Raw genomic sequence first — 17,471 nt, 5'->3', positions numbered from 1 at the left:
GTCAGCGGCCGCCTTGCTTCGGTGGCATGCATCCGGTCGCCGGGGGTGTGCCGGCGGGAAGGTAGTTCCGGGGGACGACTCCACAGGCGTATGTGTCGAACCACCGCCCGTTGCCCAGGGTGTTGCCGACGAGCCGGCTGTACGAGCCGGTCATGGCGAGGACCTTGTCCAGGCTCTTGCGGTTCTTCGCGAGGACGGCGGTGACCCGGCCGAGGGAGGCGAGGGTCGGACCGAGCTGCTTGTCGTTGTCCTCGACGAGTCCGGTGAGCTGGACGCCGAGGCTGCGGGTGCCGGTGAGCAGCAGGTGGATGGCGTCGCGGCGGGCCTGGATCTCGCCGAGCAGCAGGTTCCCGTCCTCCAGGAGGGTCTCGAAGCTGCTGTTCTTGCCCGCGAGGGTCTTCGTGAGGCGTTTGCTGCTCCGGAGCAGGGTGGCCAGCTGGGCGTCGCGCTGGGAGACCGTACGGGAGAGGGCGGAGAGCCCTTCCGCCGCGCTGCGGACATGGGGCGGGGAGTCCTTGAAGGTGGCGGAGATCGTCTCGAAGCTCTTGGCGAGCTGGTCGGTGTCGATCTCCTCGATGGTCTCGCCGAGCCCGTTGAACGCCTGGGTGACGTCGTACGGGGAGGTCGTGCGGCTCGCGGCGATGCGGGAGCCGGGGTCCTGCGGGGCGTTGCCGAGCGGATCGACGGCGAGGTACTTCTCGCCGAGGAGGGTCTTGACGGCGATGCCCACGGTGGAGGCGTTGCCGATCCAGGCGTCCTCGACCTTGAAGTCGACCTTCACGCGGGGCCCGTCGAGCGAGACCCCGGTGACCTTGCCGACCTTCACTCCGGCGATCCGTACCTCGTCGCCGTCGGAGAGCCCGGCGGATTCGGTGAAGTCGGCGCTGTACGTCGTACCGCCGCCGATGAAGGGGAGGGAGTCGGCCCGCCAGGCGGCGAGGCCGAGGAGGGTGAGGACGAGGAGTCCGACGAGGGCGACGGCGACCGGGTTGCGTTCCCGGACGGGGGTGAGGGTCATGCCAGGCACCTCGGCTGGGTGATGGCGATGCCGGTGGGGGGCGTGGAGCCGTCGTCGGTGGCCACCCCGCCGACCTTGGCCTCGCAGAGGTAGAGGTTGAGCCAGGAGCCGTAGGAGGTGAGGCGGCTGATGGCCTCCATCTTGGCCGGGGTCCTGTCGAGGAAGTTCTCGATCTGGGGTGTCCCCTTGTCCAACTGGTCGCTGAGCCGACCCAGTTGGCGGATGTCGTCCTTGAGCGGCTTCCGGCCGTCCTGGAAGAGGTCCGCGGTGACCGTGGTCAGGGCGCCCATCGCGGTGACGGCCTCGCCGAGCGGTTCGCGGTCGCCGGAGAAGCCGGAGACCAGCTTCTCCAGGGTGACGACGAGGTCGTCGAACCCGGCCTCCCGGTCGTTGACCGTCTTGAGGACCGTGTTGAGGTTCCTGATCACCTCGCCGATCACCTTGTCCTTGGCGGCGACGGTGGTGGTGAGCGAGCCGACGTGGCGCAGGATGGAGTCGACGGTGCCGCCCTCGCCCTGGAGGACCTGGACGATGGAGTTCGCCAGCTGGTTGACGTCCGGCGGGGACAACCCCTCGAAGAGGGGCTGGAAACCGTTGAAGAGCTGGGTGAGGTCGAGGGCCGGGGTGGTGCGGGAGAGCGGGATGGTGGCCCCGGCGGCGAAGGTCCGGCCGACCGGTCCGGCGCCCCGGTCCAGGGCGACATAGCGCTGGCCGACCATGTTGAGGTACTTGATGGAGGCCGTCACCGAGGCGGGGAGCGTACGGCCCTTGCGTACGCCGAAGGTGACCTCGGCGACCCGGCGGTCGGCCACCCGTACGGACTCGACCTGGCCGACCTTCACCCCGGCGATGCGGACACTGTCGCCGGGGATGAGCCCGGTGGCGTCGGTGAAGCGCGCCTTGTACGTCGTGGTGTCGCCCACGCCCGTGTTGGCGATGGAGAGCCCGAGGACGGTGGTGGCGAGGACGGTCACCAGGACGAAGACGAGGGACTTGGTGAGCGGTCCCGCGAGGGAGCGGCGTTTCACTTGAGCTTCACCTCCGCACCGCGGAAGGCCGGACCGATGAGCACGCTGCTCCAGTCGGGCAGGGTCTGCGGCTGGACTTTCAGTGAGGGGGCCACCAACTCGTTGACGAGCCGGGACTCCTGGGGTGAGTTGGGCAGGCCGAGGGCGGTGTCCCGGGCGGCGGGGGGCGGAGCGGTGACGTCGGCCGCCCGGCGGGTGTCGGCGGTCGGGGCGCCGCCCTTGCCGACGTACGGCACCGAGTAACAGCGCGGACCGCCGGTGGAGTTGTAGACCGGGGTGTCCTTGCCGGGGACGTACTTCCCCTGGGAGGGAACGGACTTGACGCTCACGTGCAGCCCCGGCTGGTCCGTGCCCTTGCCGAGCGCCTTGTCCATGGCGGGCACGAAACCGGCGACCGTACGCAGGGTGCAGGGGAACGAGTCGGCGTACTTGGCGAGGAGTTCGAGCGTGGGGCGGCCGGAGGAGGAGAGCCGGATGAGGTTCTCCTTGTTCTCCCGCAGGAAGGAGGCCACATCGCGTGCGGAGGCGGTGGTGGTGCCGTACAACGCGGCGAGCCGCTCCTCCTGTTCGGCGATGGTGCCGCTCGTGGTGGTGGCGTCGGTGAGGGCGTCGAGGATGTCCGGGGCCGTGTCCGCGTAGAGCGTGCTGACCTTGACGAGCTGTTTGATGTCCTCGTTGAGCGTGGGGAGTTGGGGGTTGAACTTCTTCAGGTGGGCGTCCAGCGTGGTCAGCGTCTCGCCGAGCTTCTCGCCGCGCCCTTCGAGCGCCTGGGAGACGGCGCTGAGGGTGGCGGAGAGCTTCTCCGGCTTTACGGCGGTGAGCAGCGGCAGGACGTTGTCCAGCACCTCTTCGAGTTCGATGGCGTTGCTGGAGCGGTCCTGCGGGATCACCGCGCCCGCGCTCAGGGTGCGGGTGGAGGGGGTGCGGGGCGGGACGAGGGCGACGAACCGCTGGCCGAAGAGGGTGGTGGGCAGCATCTGCGCGGTGACGTCGGCGGGGATGCGGTCCAGCTTGTCCGGATCGATGGCCAGGGTGAGGCGGGCGCCCTCCCCGTCGGTGGCGATGGACCTGACCTGCCCGATGACGACCCCGCGCAGCTTCACATCGGCGTTGTCGTGCATCTCGTTGCCGACCGGGCCGGTCCGTACGGTGACGGTGGCGTCGTCCTGGAAGTCCTTGTCGTACACCGAGACCGAGACCCACACCAGGACGGCGGGGACCAGCAGGAAGGCGACTCCGGCAACTCGGCGGCGGACGGTCCGCGTGGAACGTGGGCTCATCAGCCGGCCACCTTCACCGTCGTCGTGGCGCCCCAGATGGCGAGCGAGAGGAAGAAGTCGGTGACGCTGATGAGCACGATCGCGTTGCGCACCGACCGGCCCACGGCAACCCCCACCCCGGCGGGGCCGCCGGTGGCGTGGAAGCCGTAGTAGCAGTGGGCGAGGATCACCAGCACGCTGAAGATCAGCACTTTGAGCACCGACAGCAGCACGTCGTCCGGGGAGAGGAAGAGATTGAAATAGTGGTCGTAGGTGCCCGCCGACTGCCCGTTGAAGAGGATGGTGATGTAGCGGGAGGCGAGGTACGAGGAGAGCAGCCCGATCGCGTACAGCGGGATGATCGCGACGACCCCGGCGATGATCCGGGTGGTGACGAGGTACGGCATCGACCGCACGCCCATCGCTTCGAGCGCGTCGACCTCCTCGTTGATCCGCATCGCGCCGAGCTGGGCGGTGAAGCCCGCGCCGACGGTGGCGGAGAGGGCGAGTCCGGCGACCAGGGGGGCGATCTCGCGGGTGTTGAAGTAGGCGGAGATGAACCCGGTGAACGCCGAGGTGCCGATCTGGTCGAGGGCCGCGTACCCCTGGAGGCCGACGACCGTGCCGGTGAAGAGGGTCATCGCGACCATCACGCCGATGGTGCCGCCGATGACACCGAGGCCGCCGCTGCCGAAGGCGACCTCGGCGAGCAGCCGCTGCACCTCCTTGAGGTAGCGGCGCAGGGTGCGCGGGATCCAGACCAGGGCCCGTACGTAGAAGGTGAGTTGGTCGCCGGACCGGTCCAGCCGGCTGAGCATCGCCATCTGTCTCAGCCGCCCTTCGCGGGGACGATCTGGAGGTAGATCGCCGTGATGACCATGTTCACGAAGAACAGCAGCATGAAGGTGATGACGACGGACTGGTTGACCGCGTCACCGACGCCCTTGGGGCCGCCGCGCGGGTTCAGGCCCCGGTGGGCGGCGACGATGCCCGCGATGAAGCCGAAGATGAGGGCCTTGAACTCGCTGACGTACAGGTCGGGCAGTTGGGCGAGGGCGGAGAAGCTGGCGAGGTAGGCGCCCGGGGTGCCGTCCTGCATGATCACGTTGAAGAAGTAGCCGCCGAGCGTGCCGACCACGGAGATCAGGCCGTTGAGCAGGACGGCGACGAGCATGGTGGCCAGGACACGCGGGACGACGAGGCGCTGGATGGGCGAGACGCCCATGACCTCCATCGCGTCCAGCTCCTCGCGGATCTTGCGGGAGCCGAGGTCGGCGCAGATCGCGGAACCGGCGGCGCCGGAGATGAGCAGCGCCACGATGATCGGGCTGGCCTGCTGGATCACCGCGAGGACGCTGGCACCGCCGGTGAAGGACTGGGCGCCGAGCTGCTGGGTGAGCGAGCCGACCTGGAGGGCGATGACCGCACCGAACGGGATGGAGACGAGGGCGGCGGGCAGGATCGTGACGCTGGCGACGAACCAGAACTGCTCGATGAACTCGCGTAATTGGAAGGGTCTGCGGAAGATGGCCCGGCCCACGGCGATGCCGAGCGCGAACAGCTTGCCGGTCTCCCGGAGCGGGGCGAGCAGTCGGCTGGGGCGCCGCTGCTCGGGGGCCTCGGAGAGGGCCGGCGGGGGCTTCTCGGGCGGCTCGGGCGGCCGCACCGGCAGCGGGGCGGTCACGCTCTCGCACCCCCCGCCGGGGCGTAGCTGTTGAGGATGGCCGTACGGGCGGCCTCCGGCAGCTGGCCCATCATCGCCATGACCCGCTCCCGGCGGCGCAGCGCCCCTTGGCGTACCGGCATCCCGGGCGAGGGCTCCAGCTGCGGGACGACGGTCCGGGGAGCGGCGATCGTGGCCGTGCCGCCGAGGGAGTCGTTACGTTGCTGCTCGGCGGCGAGCGTGGCGGCGTCCTTCTCCTCGGACATCCCGATGGGGCCCTCACGGCGTCCGGCGAGGAACTGCGAGACGACCGGGGTGTCGCTGGTGAGGAGCACCTCGCGCGGCCCGAAGGTGACGAGGTTGCGGCAGAACAGCATCCCCATGTTGTCCGGGACGGTCGCCGCGATGTCGAGGTTGTGGGTGACGATCAGCATCGTCGCGTCGATCTGCGCGTTGAGGTCGATGAGGAGCTGCGAGAGGTACGCGGTGCGGACCGGGTCGAGTCCGGAGTCCGGTTCGTCGCAGAGGATGATCTGCGGGTCCAGGACGAGGGCCCGGGCGAGGCCGGCGCGTTTGCGCATGCCGCCGGATATCTCGCCCGGGAGCTTCCCCTCGGCGCCCAGCAGTCCGACGATGTCGATCCGCTCCATGACGATGCGGCGGATCTCGGATTCCTTCTTGCGGGTGTGCTCGCGCAGCGGGAAGGCTATGTTGTCGAAGAGGGACATGGAGCCGAAGAGGGCCCCGTCCTGGAACATGAGGCCGAAGAGCTTCCGCGTCTCCATGATGTCGCGCTCGGAGCTGTTCACCATGTCGACGCCGTTGATGAGGACGCGACCCTGTTCGGGCTTGAGCAGTCCGATGATGGATTTCAGGAACACGGTCTTTCCGGTGCCGGAAGGGCCGAGCATGACACTCACTTCACCGGCGGGCAGCGTGAGGCTGACGTCCTGCCAGATGTTCTGCTTGCCGAAGGATTTGGTCAGGCCCTCGACGACTACTTCGATTCCCATCGGCCCTCCTTCGAAGTGGTGGTGACCCAAGTCATCTGTCGGCGCTCCGGCTGTCGGAAATAGGTGGGAGGTGGTGTTCGCCCTGTGCTGGTCGACCGGTGCCGGACACGGTCACCGCTCGGGCTTCGGCACCTTCGGCGGGCAGTCCGGCCCGTCCGGGTTGGTCGCCACACAGAGCGGGGCCTGCGTCATCTTGGTGTAGTTGTCGGCCTTCTTGCCGACGCTGGAGATGGCGGAGGTGAAGAGCGGGTCGAGATTCTCGCCGACCCCGCACCCCTTGAACGGCGGGATATGCGCGTAGCCGGTCAGATTTCCGCCGTACGCCACGAGATAACCGGCCGGCGGATAGCTCTGGCCGTATCCCTTCAGGACCTGCTCGAAGGGCCGTTCCGTGCGGCAGTTCGGGCCGACGTCCAGCGGAACACCGTTCACCTTCACGTCGTACAGGCGCATGGAGAGCTGGGCGGTGACCGTGGATTCCTCGGGGTAGGTCGGGGTGTTGGTGACCGTGTGGGTCTGGACGACGGCCGGCGGCCCCACCTGTTCCAGCACCATCGTGGCGGTGGTCGGCATGAACCCGTAGCTGAGGAAGGTGGCCTTCGTCGGCGGGAGCTGCCGCTTGCCCTCGTACGCGAACTCCACCTCGGAGGTGACGTCGACGGTCGAGGCGCAGGAGTCGTTGATGTACCGCTTGTTGAGGACCACCTTCATGAAGGCCGGACCCAGCGCTGCCGCTCCGTCCAGCTTCACGGCGTTGGCGTACCCGGCCGCGTACGTCTCCGCCGTGGTCATCACCCACTCGGGCGGGATCTCGATCGGGCAGCTGCCGGGGTCCTCGTCGTCGAGGGCTTCGAGGCGCGCCTCGGTGAGGTCGTCGATCTTCCGGTGGGCGTCCGGGTCGAGTCCGGGGGCCGGACGGGACGGCTTGCCGGGCTTCTCGGCCGGGTCCTTTCCGGGCGCCGGGTCGTCCGGGCCCGGCGACGGGGCCGTCGGACCGGCGCTGTCGCGGACGGTGATGCGGGCGAGCGGGCGCTCCTCGTCGTCGGCGGGTTCGCAGGCGACGGCGAGCTCCGGGGGCGAGGTCGGGGTGCCGTCCTGGGTGAAGGAGGCGAAGGTGAGGCTGAGCGCGGCCGGGGCGATGATGGCGCGGCCGGGGGTGGAGAACGTGACGGTGGGTACGTCGCCGGTGGCGGCGAGCACCACACCCTCCTCGCCCCCCGGCGGCAGGGTGACCGCCGGAGCTTCGAGCTGCTGCCATGAGGCGTCGGCGGTGTGTTCGCCGACGGTGTTGCGTACGGTCAGCTCGGCGACGGCCGAGAGGGTGGCCGCCTCCACTGCCGTGAACTGCGCCAGCGCCGACCGTTCCAGCGCCACCTCGACGGAGACGTCACCGGGGCGGATCTCCTCCCCCGTCCGGGCCGAGACAGGCAGCACCGCCCGGACCGCGACGTCGGCCTTCTCCGTGCCGGAGGGGAACTGGCACGTATAGGGAAGGGTGACTTCGGACGTCTGGTCGGCCGCCACCGATTCGGCGCTCGGAATGAGCGCGGTGGCGACGACGAGTGCCCCGCCCACGGCCAGGTGGAGCGGTCGCCTCACCGCGGCGCGTGCATCGACGGTCATATGGATGGTGTCCTTCCGGCGCGCTCGGGCCCATCGGTTCGATGGCTGCGAAATGGGTCCACTTCTCGGCAACGGCCTTTCGGGCGGGCTCGGAATGATCCTCCTACCGCCCGGTACGCTACGCACACCATCGGGCGCCTGGGAAGAGCCGGGAATTCCGCCGTTTCAGGGGAGCGAGTTCTTTAGCAGGCGATGACAATTCCGCCCCTGCGGAGTTGTCGGCGAGTGAGTGAAAAGGAGCGGAGGTGCCCGGCCGCCGAGGGCGCACGGCCGGGCACCACGCTCAGGTCCTGAGCATCGGGGGCGGTGGAGATCAGCCGCTGATGACCGGGGACTTGCCGGAGGCCGTGTTCACGATGGTGTAGAGGCCCTGGAAGCTGGCGGTGGTGCCGACGATGCCGCAGCCGCCGCCGACCTTGTTGGTGATGGTCAGCGTGAGACCGCCGCCCGCCGTGTTCAGCGTGCCGTTGCTCCCGCCGGTGCTCGGGTTGTTGTACTTGGCCGCGACCTTGCCGGTGACGTCGAAGGTGCACGGGCCCAGCAGGCTGCTCCCGGTCACCTTCGCCTTGATGGCTCTGATCTCACCGGTCACCTGGCCGGTGGAGTTGGTGCCCGCTCCCGCCGCGTAGTCCAGGCCCCAGATCTGCCACGGGGGCGTGGTGGCCACGGTCCACGTGGAGCTGAACGGCCCGGTGCAGGGCGAGTTGAACGAGATCGCCGAGATGGACGCGAGCTGCGCCGGGGAGCCGGCCACCGGGGACGTGGGGGCCGAGCCCGACGCCGCGGAGGAGGCACACTGGATCTTGTTGCCGTTGTTGTCGGTCAGGACGGTCACCCCGGCGCTGCCGGTGAAGGCGCCGGTCGGCGTGATGGTCCAGCTGGTCGGCGCGGCGACGGCCGAGGGGACGGCCAGGGCGACGGATGCCACGGCGGCACCGATCGCGGTCAGTACACCGGATCGCTTGATCATGGAAATTACTCCCTTTTCTTGTCCCGTTGGGGATACGAGTGGACGTGCACCCGGGAATTCCGGGCGGCACGCTTCGAACTGGACCGGAGAAGGCGCGGAAATCCTTGCGGTGCGCCTTCTGTCAGGAGCGGTCGGGCGGCTGTCGCACCACCTCCTTCTTCGGGTTCCGCACCGCCCTCGGGGCAAGGGAGGGCGTCGGCCGCTACCGCTTGGCGGAGTGCCAGAATTCCGACAGCTTCCGGCCCTCGTCCGGCGCCAGTGCGGCCGGGTCGTAGGGGCTGCCGAAATAGGTCGAGGTGTCGTTGAGCTTCACGCTGTTCTTCCCGCCGGCCGACGGCAGACCGGTCTTGAGGTTCACCGCCCAGTCCAGGAGCCCGGCTCCGCAGCCGCTCGCGCCCGGTACGGCGAACGTGGCATCGCCCTGGTCGGCGCCGGCGAAGGTGTAGCGGCCCATCTCGCCCTCGTCGTCGCGGGTTCCGTCGGCCGCGAACCGCTGGAGCGAGAGGGTCGGCGCGTTGAGGTTCTGCGGCTTGAGCAGCACGGGGTTGGCGGTGGTGCCGATGTAGCACTTGTCGCCGAGGAACGGGTTCCTGAGGTGGATGCGGACCGGGATGGTGAGGATGGGCTCACCGGTGGAGAAGGCCGCCACCATGTTGAAGTCCCGGGGCGCGCCCGCGGGTTCGATGGTGGCCGTGATCCGGTTGAGGGTGTTGTCCGTCAGCTGGCGGCAGATCGCGGAGACGAAGGGGATGGCGCTGGGGCACATCAGCCCGAGCAGCCCGCCGGGGACCTCGGCCTGGTCGGCGGTGAGCGCCCCCTCGGGCGGTGCCACGAGGGTGGTGGTGCCGTCGCTGTGCTGGATGACACCGAGCTGGAGGTCGCTGTTGCCGGTGGGGACCTTGCTCTTGCCGAGGGTGATGGAGCCGGTGACCGAACTCGACGAGATACAGGTGGCGATATTGGTGATGCCGTCCGCCGCGAGCATGGCGGGCGCGTCCACCGGGCAGCGGTCGAACGGCGCCCAGTCGCCGTTGAGTTCGGTCGCCGCCGCGGCCGAACCGGTGGAGAGCACGGCGCTGAAGGCGGTGAATGCCGCGAGCAGCCCTATGCGGGTGCGGTTGGAAACGGATCTCATGTCGTCCCCTCTTTCGGCCGCCGGGTTGCGGCCTCGTGCGCGAAGTTGACCGGTTCTCCGGCGCGCGCCCGCACCACGACGCATTCGTCGGCGGTGATGGAGCCGCGGGGTGGACCCGGGGGAGGAAGATCTGAGCGTCAAATTTCGGGCAGATTTCATGCCCGAATTGAACGAAGCGTGATGTTACTCGCGGGAAACACAGCGACACAATCCGTCCGTCCAAGAATTTTTGTACGGCCCTGTTTTTGATCCGTAAATGAGTAACCGGGGGTCACCCCCTTATCAATGAATGCGCATCCGGGGGCCGGAATACAGACAGGCCGCCGGAACCCGGCCACCCGCGCCCGCACGGAACACCCCCTCGGCCGACGCCGCGGCCCAGGCGACGACCCATGTCGGAGCACAGGTCACGGCCCATGTCACGGTCCTTCCCGAGGGACTTGCCACGGCCCTTCTCACGGGAGTTGTCACCGCCGGAGCATGCGGCCGAAATTCATTGTCCGAAAGCGCGCAGTACCGCCCGACCTGCACGGAAGTCCCACCGCGCGGACATGATGCGTGCCCCCTGCACCCCGATCTTGTCCAAGTGGTGTGCAGTGCCTGTTCCTTGGTCTATCTTCGTCGCGGACTCGGTACGCATCTGTCGGTTCGTGGGAGCGCTTTCCCCCACCGTCTCACCCCACCACCGGGCGCCGAGAGCAGAGGGGACATGGCATGGCACACCTCATACAGCCGTTGGACACCGATGACCCCCTGGGGCCGCTCCCCCAGGAATTCGCCGCGATCATGCGGCCCGAACTCCCCAGCCTCATCAAGGAAATCGGTGTCGAGGTGACCCGCGCCTATCCGGAATACGCCCGGCTGCTGGAGGGCCCGAACGGCCAGGCGATCCGGGTGGGCGTGGAGCAGAGCCTCGCCTCGTTCGTCGACCTGGTGGCCGAGCCCACGTCCCCCACCACGCTGCGGGACGACATGTGCCGGCGCTTCGGGCGGTTCGAGGCGTACGAGGGGCGGACGATGGACACCCTCCAGGGCGCCTACCGGCTCGGGGCGCGGGTGGCGCTGCGACGGGCCAAGAAGGTGGGGCAGAGCTACCACCTCTCCCCCACCCTGATGCTCAGCTTCGCCGACGCGCTCTTCGCCTACGTCGACGAGCTGGAATCGCTCTCCCGCGAGGGCTTCCTGGAGGTCCAGTCGCAGTCCGGGGAGCAGAGCGAGGCCTTGCGCCGCCGCCTGCTCCATCTGATCCTCGCCGGGCGCCCCGCGCCGCGCAGCGCCATCGCCGACCTGTGCGAGCAGACCGGCTGGGCCCTGCCCGACGAGGTGACCCTGGTCGCGGTGCGCGCCCCGGCCGCGCTGGACCGGCTCAGCGCCGACCGGGACCTCCTCCTCGACCTCAGCGACCCGCAGCCGCACCTGCTCGTCCCCGGGCCCCTGACCGACGCGCGAAGATCCATGCTGGAACAGGCGTTACCGGCCGGCCACGCGGCGATCGGGCTGACCGTGCCGACCGCCCTGGCCTGCGACTCGATCCGCTGGGCCCGCCGGGTGCTGGAGCTCGTCGACTCCGGCGTGATCGACGACGCCCCGCTGATCCGCTGCGAGGACCACCTCATCACCCTGTGGCTGCTCTCCGACCCCGCCCTGCTGGACCAGCTCGCCCACCGGGAGCTGGCCGCAGTGGCGGGGATCAGCGCCACCCGCCGTGAACGGCTGATCGAGACGCTCCGGATCTGGCTGGACACCCGGGGCACGGCGGCCCAGATGGGCGAACTCCTCGATGTACACCCGCAGACCGTGCGCTACCGCATGCGCAGCCTGGAGACCATCTTCGGTGATCAACTCGTCGACCCGGAAAGCCGTTTCGCGACGGAGGCCGTGCTGCGCGCGTTACGGCTGCGCACCCGCTCGGCCGGCACATCCCCCTGATCCGGATCATGTCCGGCGCGAAAGGTCAACTTACCCGCGCGTAAGGCGAAATAGACGGTCAGTCCCAAACGGTTGCGACACGGAGACGTATCCGACGAGAAACGCGGAACCGCGTCCCGTAGACAAGGAGGAGCCTGCCGCTCATCCGGCGGCAGCACTCGCGTACCGCCTCCTGGCCAACCATCCGAGAGGGAACACCCCATGACCGCCTCGCACCTCCTCGTCCCCGTGCCGATCCCGGACCGGGTCGCCGCGCTGATCGGCTCGTGCATCCCGCCGCACATCCTGGAGGCGGAGTTCGAGGCCGACTGCGCGGCCCGTGAGGTCCGCCGGTTCCGGGGCCCCCACCTGGGCATCGAGGACCAGGCCGACCGCGAACAGGCCCTCGCCGAACTGGCCCGCGCCAACAAGGTCCTGGCCGCCCACCACCCCCGGCTGACGGTGGGGCCGGGCTCGTTCTCGTAACGAGACACCGGCGCACCGCACCGCTTGCGGCGAGCCACCGCTCCCCTTACCTTACTCCGAAGTAAGTTGACTCTGGAGTAAGGAAGTGGCGTGAACGGAAACAACTCGGACGCCAGGGGCAAGGCAGCCGGCGTGAGCGGCGAGAACCTCGCCAACGATCTCTCCGCACTCGACTTCGCGGCCGTCTCGCCCGAGGAGTTCGCCCGGATCGTCAAGGGCCTGTCCGCCCGGCAGCTCGGCGAGGTCATGCACGGCGACCTGCGGACCCGGGTGCTGGGCGAGGTCTTCGGCCGGATGCGGCAGCAGTTCCGGCCCGAGGCGGCCGGCGCTCTCACCGCCCTCATCCGCTGGAAGATCACCGGCGAGAGCGAGGAGGTCTACGAGACCGCGATAGCCGACGGCACCTGCGAGGTCACCCGGGGCCGCTCGGAGGGCGAGCCGCGCACCACCCTCGTCATGGGCGACGCGGAGTTCCTGAAGCTCGTCTCGGGCAACGGCAACCCCGTCACGATGTTCATGACGCGCAAGCTGAAGGTGGCCGGTGACGTCGGCCTGGCCTCGGGGCTGACCCGCTACTTCGACATCCCGAAGGCCTGAGCCCATGAGCTTCTTCTCGCTGGCGCTGACGGAGGAACAGCAGGACCTCCGTAACTGGGTGCACGGCTTCGCCGCCCAGGTGGTCCGCCCGGCGGCCGCCGAATGGGACGCCCGGGAGGAGACCCCCTGGCCCGTCATCCAGGAGGCCGCCCGGATCGGTCTGTACGGATTCGAATCGCTCGCCGATCTCTACGGCGACCCCACAGGACTCTCCCTCCAGATCGCCAACGAGGAGCTGTTCTGGGGTGACGCGGGCATCGGCATGGCCCTGTTCGGCACCTCGCTGGCGGTGGCCGGAATCTTCGCCTCCGGCACCCCCGACCAGCTAGCCGAGTGGGTGCCGCAGTGCTACGGCGACGAGGACGACCCGAAGGTCGCCGCCTTCTGCGTCTCGGAACCGCAGGCCGGGTCGGACGTCTCGGCGATGACGACCAGGGCCCGCTACGACGAAGCGTCCGACGAGTGGGTCATCTCCGGCCAGAAGGCGTGGATCACCAACGGCGGCATCGCCGAGATCCACGTCGTCGTCGCCTCGGTGGACCCCGCACTGGGCTCCCGCGGCCAGGCGGCGTTCGTCGTCCCGCCCGGCACGAAGGGCCTGACGGCCGGCCGCACGGTCAAGAAGCTGGGCCTGCGCGCCTCGCACACGGCGGACCTCTTCCTCGACGACGTACGCGTCCCCGGCCACTGCCTGCTCGGCGGAAAGGAGAAGCTGGACACCCGGCTCGCCCGCGCCCGCGAAGGCTCCACCGCCAAGGGCCAGGCGGCGATGGCCACCTTCGAGGTGAGCCGCCCGACCGTCGCCGCCCAGGCACTGGGCATCGCGCGCGCCGCATACGAATACGCCCTGGAGTACGCCGGTGAGCGCGAGGCCTTCGGCAGGCCGATCATCGAGAACCAGTCCATCGCCTTCGCCCTGGCCGACCTCCGTACCGAGATCGAAGCCGTACGCCTGCTGATCTGGCAGGCCGCCTGGATGGCCCGCAACGACCGCACCTTCGACGCGGGCCAGGGCTCCATGTCCAAGCTCCGGGCGGGCGAACTGGCGGTCGCGGCAACGGAGAAGGCGGTCCAGATCCTCGGCGGCGCGGGCTACAGCCGGGAACACCCGGTGGAGCGGATGTACCGCGACGCCAAGATCTACACCATCTTCGAAGGGACCAGCGAGATCCAGCGGCTGGTCATCGCCCGGGCGATCTCGGGCCGGCAGATCCGCTGACGACGTGACGCCTGACCGGAGCGGCGCCCGACCTCGGCGAGCGTGAACACGGTCGCGCTCCAGCGGGAGCCGTCAGCTGCCAGCCGCACCTCCACGTCGACGTCGCAGACGGCATCCAGATCCTCGTCGGCGCCGGGCAGGAATGACGCCTCGAACCGATCGGCGCGAACGCGGTACCAGCATCCCTCCCAACCCTGACCAGTGGTCTTGTCCCCGACGCCGGTCATCCGGGGAGTATGTCGATCCGGCTCGGCTCGCTCAACCCTGTTTCCGGCAAGCCGGGCGCCCGAGGTTCCGCTACCCGGAAACGTCACACCGGCGACCGCGAGGTTCCGGAACCACCGGCGGGACCTCTCCCCCGCCGCCGACAACAGCGTTCCCCCCAGGCCGTCACCCAGCAGGTGCAAGGCCGTACGACCCCACCCGGGTCCCCGCCCGGACCGTCAGGGATAGTGAGCGTCCGCCCCAGTGCTCACCCCGGAGAAGCCATGACCGCCCCCGCCGGCCCCCGCCGTCCCGCCCTCCTGCTCGTCACCGACCTCGCCTACCAGGCGCGGGGGCGGCGGTACTGCGACGAGGACATCTTTCTGGCCGCCCGGCTGCGCGAGGCGTTCGACGTCGCCCTCTGCCATCCCCGGGACGCGGCCGCGCTGCTGGGGCGGTTCGAGCTCGCCCTCGTACGTAACAGCGGGCCCGTCCTGCACTACCGGGAGGCGTACGACGCGTTCCGGGGGCGGGCGGTGGAGCTGGGGGTGCCGGTGTACAACCCGTTGGACGGGCGCGGGGACATGGCGGGCAAGGGGTATCTGGTGGAGCTGAGCCGGGGCGGGTTTCCGGTGATCCCTACGGTGGACCGGGCGGCGGATCTGGGGCTGCTGCCCGGGGCCGGGGCCTATGTGGTCAAGCCGAAGCTGGGGGCGGATTCGGTGGGGCTGCGGTTCGTCGGCCCGGCGGAGGTCGCGGGTGAGCTGGAGAAGGAGGGTGAGGGGGTGCTGCTCGTGCAGCCCCGGGTCGACTTCCGCTACGAGGTGTCCTTCTACTTCGTCGACCACGACTTCCAGTACGCGCTGTACGCGCCGGACCCGGAGCGGCGGTGGGTGCTGGAGCCGTACGCCGTGAGTGCGGAGGATCTGGCGTTCGCCCGGCGCTTCATCGCGTGGAACTCCCTCGACCACGGCATCCAGCGGGTCGACGCCTGCCGTACGGCCGAGGGCGATCTGCTGCTCGTGGAGCTGGAGGACCTCAATCCGTATCTCTCGCTGGACCGGGTGGACGAGGACGTCCGGGATGCGTTCGTCGCGCGGCTGAAGAGGTCGCTGGCCGCGCTGGCAAGCTGACCCCCGTCCGGACTGTCCCCGCATGCGGGCGGCGGGGGCCGGTGTGAGGGTGCAGAAGTGACCACTGCCAGCGAGCAAGCCCCCGCCGCGCAGAGTGCCGCCGCGCCGCCGCCCGTCCTCGACCGGCGGCGGCGCAACATCGTCTTCGCCACGATCGTGCTCGGCATGCTGCTGGCGGCGCTGGACCAGACCATCGTGGGCACGGCCCTGCCGACGATCGTCTCGGACCTGGGCGGCGCCGAGCACATGTCGTGGGTGGTCACCGCGTATCTGCTCGCCGAGACGGTCGCCACCGTGCTGGTCGGCAAGTTCGGTGACCTGTTCGGGCGGAAGCTGGTCTTCCAGGTTTCGGCGATCGTCTTCATCACCGGCTCGTTCCTCTGCGGCCTCGCCTCGGACATGCTGCTGCTGATCATCTGGCGCGGTATGCAGGGCATCGGCGCCGGCGGCCTCATGGTCACGTCGATGGCGCTGATCGCGGATGTGATCCCGCTGCGCGAGCGCGGCAAGTACCAGGGCGCGATCGGAGCGGTCTTCGGCATCTCGACGGTGATCGGGCCGCTGCTCGGCGGACTCTTCACCGACCATCTGACCTGGCGCTGGGCGTTCTACGTCAATGTGCCGATCGCGATCGTGGTGGTGATCGCCGCCGCCCGGAACATCCCGTCGGTGAAGGCCGCCGGACGGCCGGTCATCGACTACTCCGGCATCGCGCTGGTCGCCGTCGGGGCGAGCGCGCTGATCCTCGCGACGAGCTGGGGCGGGAACGAGTACGCCTGGGGCTCCCCCATGATCATCGGGCTGTTCGTCGCCGGGATCATCGCCCTGACGCTGTTCTGCCTGGTGGAGACGCGGGCGAAGGAACCGATGCTGCCGATGCGGCTGTTCCGGAACCCGGTGTTCACCGTCTGCTCCATCCTCAGCTTCATCGTGGGCTTCGCGATGCTCGGGTCGATGATCTTCCTGCCGACCTACCTCCAGTACGTCGACGGGGACTCGGCGACCCTCTCGGGCGTGCGGACCCTGCCCCTGGTCGCCGCCCTGCTGGTCGCCTCCATCTTCAGCGGCACGGTGGTGAGCAAGACCGGCCGCTACCGCCTCTTCCCCGTCTTCGGGACGCTGATCATGGCGGCCGGGCTGTTCCTCCTCTCCCGGATGGGGCCCGACAGCGGGGTGTGGGTGGAGTCCCTCTACATGGTGGTGCTGGGACTCGGGATCGGGCTCGCCATGCAGGTGCTGACGATCGCCGTGCAGAACACCGTCGACTACGCGGACCTGGGTACGGCGACCTCGGGCGTGACGTTCTTCCGTACGCTCGGCAGCGCCTTCGGCACGGCCGTGTTCGGGACGATCTACGCCAACGCGCTCAAGCCCAATCTCACCGACGGGGTCGCCCAGGCGGTGGCGGCGGGCGGCGATCCGGCGGTGCTGGCCCGGGCCTCGGAGAGCCCGCAGGCCCTGCACGCGCTGCCCGCCGCCCAGGTGGAGCCGCTGGCACAGGCGTACGCGCAGACGCTGCACACCGTGTTCCTCTGGACCGTTCCGGTGGCGCTGATCGGCTTCGTCGTCGCGCTGTTCCTCAAGGAGGTGAAGCTGCGGGACTCGGCCCGGCTCGCCTCGACGGACATGGGTGACGGCTTCGCCCAGCCGGGCAGCGGCGACTCCGAGAAGCTCCTGGAGATCGCGGTGGCCTCGATCCTGCACGGCGCGGGTCCCGATACGGCCCGGCGGATCACCGCCGGGTCCGACACCCGGCTGGACATGGCGGGGGCCTGGGCGGTGATGCAGGTGGACCTCTTCACCCGGCTGGTCGGCCATGCGGGGCTGCGGCTGATCGCGGCCCGGCACCGGCTGCCCCCGGAGGTGCTGGTCCCCGTCTTCGACCGGATGATCGAGGAGGGCTATCTCACCGGGGACGGCCGGATCTTCTCCCACACGGCCGCGGGCCGGCGCGAGGCGAACGTGATCTCCGACGCCTGGGGCCGCTGGCTCAACGAACGCCTCGCCGAGGACGGGGCCCGGCCCGACGACGCCCAGCTCCGCACCGCCGTGGACATGATCGCGAAACGGCTGCTGGCGGAGGACCTGGCCCAGGAGCTGTCCCCGGCACCACACCCGGGCGGCTCCACGCGGGTGGGGGCGCCGGCCTGAACCGCCGGGGTCGGACGTGGTCCCAGGAGCGGGGGCGGGTCTGCGCCTCCCACTCCGTGCGGAG

Annotated in this window: 16 protein-coding genes; 6 read left to right on the top strand and 10 right to left on the bottom strand. The window is 69.6% G+C overall.

The features are described 5' to 3' along the window. Position 1: 1 nt before the first annotated feature. The 9 genes from GTY67_RS30830 to GTY67_RS30790 form a co-directional block, all read right to left on the bottom strand. Positions 2–1,018 carry an MCE family protein gene (locus GTY67_RS30830; RefSeq protein ID WP_161281204.1) on the bottom strand — a complete coding sequence of 339 codons (1,017 nt, stop codon included), beginning with the start codon at positions 1,016–1,018 and terminating at the stop codon, positions 2–4. Next, the gene (locus tag GTY67_RS30825) at positions 1,015–2,046 is read right to left on the bottom strand and encodes an MCE family protein (protein WP_161281203.1); all 1,032 of its coding nucleotides are present in this window, start codon (positions 2,044–2,046) and stop codon (positions 1,015–1,017) included. The genes GTY67_RS30830 and GTY67_RS30825 overlap by 4 nt, the downstream gene beginning before the upstream one ends. Continuing rightward, positions 2,043–3,326: an MCE family protein gene (locus tag GTY67_RS30820; protein WP_161281202.1), complete on the bottom strand. Its 1,284-nt coding sequence runs from the start codon at positions 3,324–3,326 to the stop codon at positions 2,043–2,045. Before GTY67_RS30820 ends, GTY67_RS30825 begins: the two co-directional genes overlap by 4 nt. Then, entirely contained in the window at positions 3,326–4,129 is an 804-nt protein-coding gene (locus GTY67_RS30815; RefSeq protein ID WP_093689772.1) for an ABC transporter permease, read from the bottom strand. The genes GTY67_RS30820 and GTY67_RS30815 overlap by 1 nt, the downstream gene beginning before the upstream one ends. Positions 4,130–4,134: 5 nt before the next feature. After that, a complete protein-coding gene (locus tag GTY67_RS30810) occupies positions 4,135–4,989 on the bottom strand; it encodes an ABC transporter permease (protein WP_093689774.1) in 855 nt (284 codons plus the stop codon). After that, positions 4,986–5,981: an ATP-binding cassette domain-containing protein gene (locus GTY67_RS30805; RefSeq protein ID WP_093689776.1), complete on the bottom strand. Its 996-nt coding sequence runs from the start codon at positions 5,979–5,981 to the stop codon at positions 4,986–4,988. The genes GTY67_RS30810 and GTY67_RS30805 overlap by 4 nt, the downstream gene beginning before the upstream one ends. 111 nt (positions 5,982–6,092) lie before the next feature. Beyond that, positions 6,093–7,604, bottom strand: coding sequence for a DUF6801 domain-containing protein (locus GTY67_RS30800; RefSeq protein WP_161281201.1), 1,512 nt, complete (start codon positions 7,602–7,604; stop codon positions 6,093–6,095). A 313-nt stretch (positions 7,605–7,917) separates the two neighbouring features. Further along, entirely contained in the window at positions 7,918–8,574 is a 657-nt protein-coding gene (locus GTY67_RS30795; RefSeq protein WP_093689780.1) for a hypothetical protein, read from the bottom strand. Between the two features lie 202 nt (positions 8,575–8,776). After that, positions 8,777–9,709: a hypothetical protein gene (locus GTY67_RS30790; RefSeq protein ID WP_093689782.1), complete on the bottom strand. Its 933-nt coding sequence runs from the start codon at positions 9,707–9,709 to the stop codon at positions 8,777–8,779. Between the two features lie 714 nt (positions 9,710–10,423). Between GTY67_RS30790 and GTY67_RS30785 the strand changes: the two genes are divergently transcribed. The 4 genes from GTY67_RS30785 (at position 10,424) to GTY67_RS30770 (ending at position 13,919) form a co-directional block, all read left to right on the top strand. Beyond that, positions 10,424–11,638: a helix-turn-helix domain-containing protein gene (locus tag GTY67_RS30785; protein WP_093689784.1), complete on the top strand. Its 1,215-nt coding sequence runs from the start codon at positions 10,424–10,426 to the stop codon at positions 11,636–11,638. 201 nt (positions 11,639–11,839) lie between these two features. After that, complete coding sequence (locus GTY67_RS30780) at positions 11,840–12,103, top strand: hypothetical protein (protein WP_093689786.1); 264 nt, start codon at positions 11,840–11,842, stop codon at positions 12,101–12,103. A 132-nt stretch (positions 12,104–12,235) separates the two neighbouring features. After that, positions 12,236–12,700 carry an SCP2 sterol-binding domain-containing protein gene (locus GTY67_RS30775; RefSeq protein WP_093689822.1) on the top strand — a complete coding sequence of 155 codons (465 nt, stop codon included), beginning with the start codon at positions 12,236–12,238 and terminating at the stop codon, positions 12,698–12,700. A 4-nt stretch (positions 12,701–12,704) separates the two neighbouring features. Then, entirely contained in the window at positions 12,705–13,919 is a 1,215-nt protein-coding gene (locus tag GTY67_RS30770) for an acyl-CoA dehydrogenase family protein (RefSeq protein ID WP_161281200.1), read from the top strand. Here the strand turns inward: GTY67_RS30770 and GTY67_RS30765 are convergent. Further along, entirely contained in the window at positions 13,841–14,146 is a 306-nt protein-coding gene (locus tag GTY67_RS30765) for a hypothetical protein (protein ID WP_237502959.1), read from the bottom strand. The two genes, GTY67_RS30770 and GTY67_RS30765, sit on opposite strands and share 79 nt — an antisense overlap. Positions 14,147–14,407: 261 nt before the next feature. Here GTY67_RS30765 and GTY67_RS30760 point away from each other — a divergent pair, with 261 nt between their 5' ends. Continuing rightward, positions 14,408–15,256 carry a hypothetical protein gene (locus tag GTY67_RS30760; protein WP_161281199.1) on the top strand — a complete coding sequence of 283 codons (849 nt, stop codon included), beginning with the start codon at positions 14,408–14,410 and terminating at the stop codon, positions 15,254–15,256. Positions 15,257–15,313: 57 nt separating this feature from the next. Beyond that, positions 15,314–17,407, top strand: a complete 2,094-nt coding sequence (locus tag GTY67_RS30755) for an MDR family MFS transporter (RefSeq protein WP_093689792.1) — start codon at positions 15,314–15,316, stop codon at positions 17,405–17,407. Positions 17,408–17,471 lie beyond the last annotated feature (64 nt).

It is taken from the genome of Streptomyces sp. SID8374 (assembly GCF_009865135.1).
Lineage (GTDB): Bacteria > Actinomycetota > Actinomycetes > Streptomycetales > Streptomycetaceae > Streptomyces.
Note: the sequence above shows the minus strand (reverse complement) of the source record. Positions and strands in the feature narration are given on the sequence as shown.

What these genes read in the sequence shown, in the direction of transcription:
- GTY67_RS30780 (WP_093689786.1), top strand. Translation starts at nt 11,840, where the DNA reads ATGACCGCCTCGCACCTCCTCGTCCCCGTGCCGATCCCGGACCGGGTC.
- GTY67_RS30795 (WP_093689780.1), bottom strand. Translation starts at nt 8,574, where the DNA reads ATGATCAAGCGATCCGGTGTACTGACCGCGATCGGTGCCGCCGTGGCA.
- GTY67_RS30830 (WP_161281204.1), bottom strand. Translation starts at nt 1,018, where the DNA reads ATGACCCTCACCCCCGTCCGGGAACGCAACCCGGTCGCCGTCGCCCTC.
- GTY67_RS30760 (WP_161281199.1), top strand. Translation starts at nt 14,408, where the DNA reads ATGACCGCCCCCGCCGGCCCCCGCCGTCCCGCCCTCCTGCTCGTCACC.
- GTY67_RS30820 (WP_161281202.1), bottom strand. Translation starts at nt 3,326, where the DNA reads ATGAGCCCACGTTCCACGCGGACCGTCCGCCGCCGAGTTGCCGGAGTC.
- GTY67_RS30805 (WP_093689776.1), bottom strand. Translation starts at nt 5,981, where the DNA reads ATGGGAATCGAAGTAGTCGTCGAGGGCCTGACCAAATCCTTCGGCAAG.
- GTY67_RS30790 (WP_093689782.1), bottom strand. Translation starts at nt 9,709, where the DNA reads ATGAGATCCGTTTCCAACCGCACCCGCATAGGGCTGCTCGCGGCATTC.
- GTY67_RS30765 (WP_237502959.1), bottom strand. Translation starts at nt 14,146, where the DNA reads ATGACCGGCGTCGGGGACAAGACCACTGGTCAGGGTTGGGAGGGATGC.
- GTY67_RS30815 (WP_093689772.1), bottom strand. Translation starts at nt 4,129, where the DNA reads ATGGCGATGCTCAGCCGGCTGGACCGGTCCGGCGACCAACTCACCTTC.
- GTY67_RS30800 (WP_161281201.1), bottom strand. Translation starts at nt 7,604, where the DNA reads ATGACCGTCGATGCACGCGCCGCGGTGAGGCGACCGCTCCACCTGGCC.
- GTY67_RS30770 (WP_161281200.1), top strand. Translation starts at nt 12,705, where the DNA reads ATGAGCTTCTTCTCGCTGGCGCTGACGGAGGAACAGCAGGACCTCCGT.
- GTY67_RS30785 (WP_093689784.1), top strand. Translation starts at nt 10,424, where the DNA reads ATGGCACACCTCATACAGCCGTTGGACACCGATGACCCCCTGGGGCCG.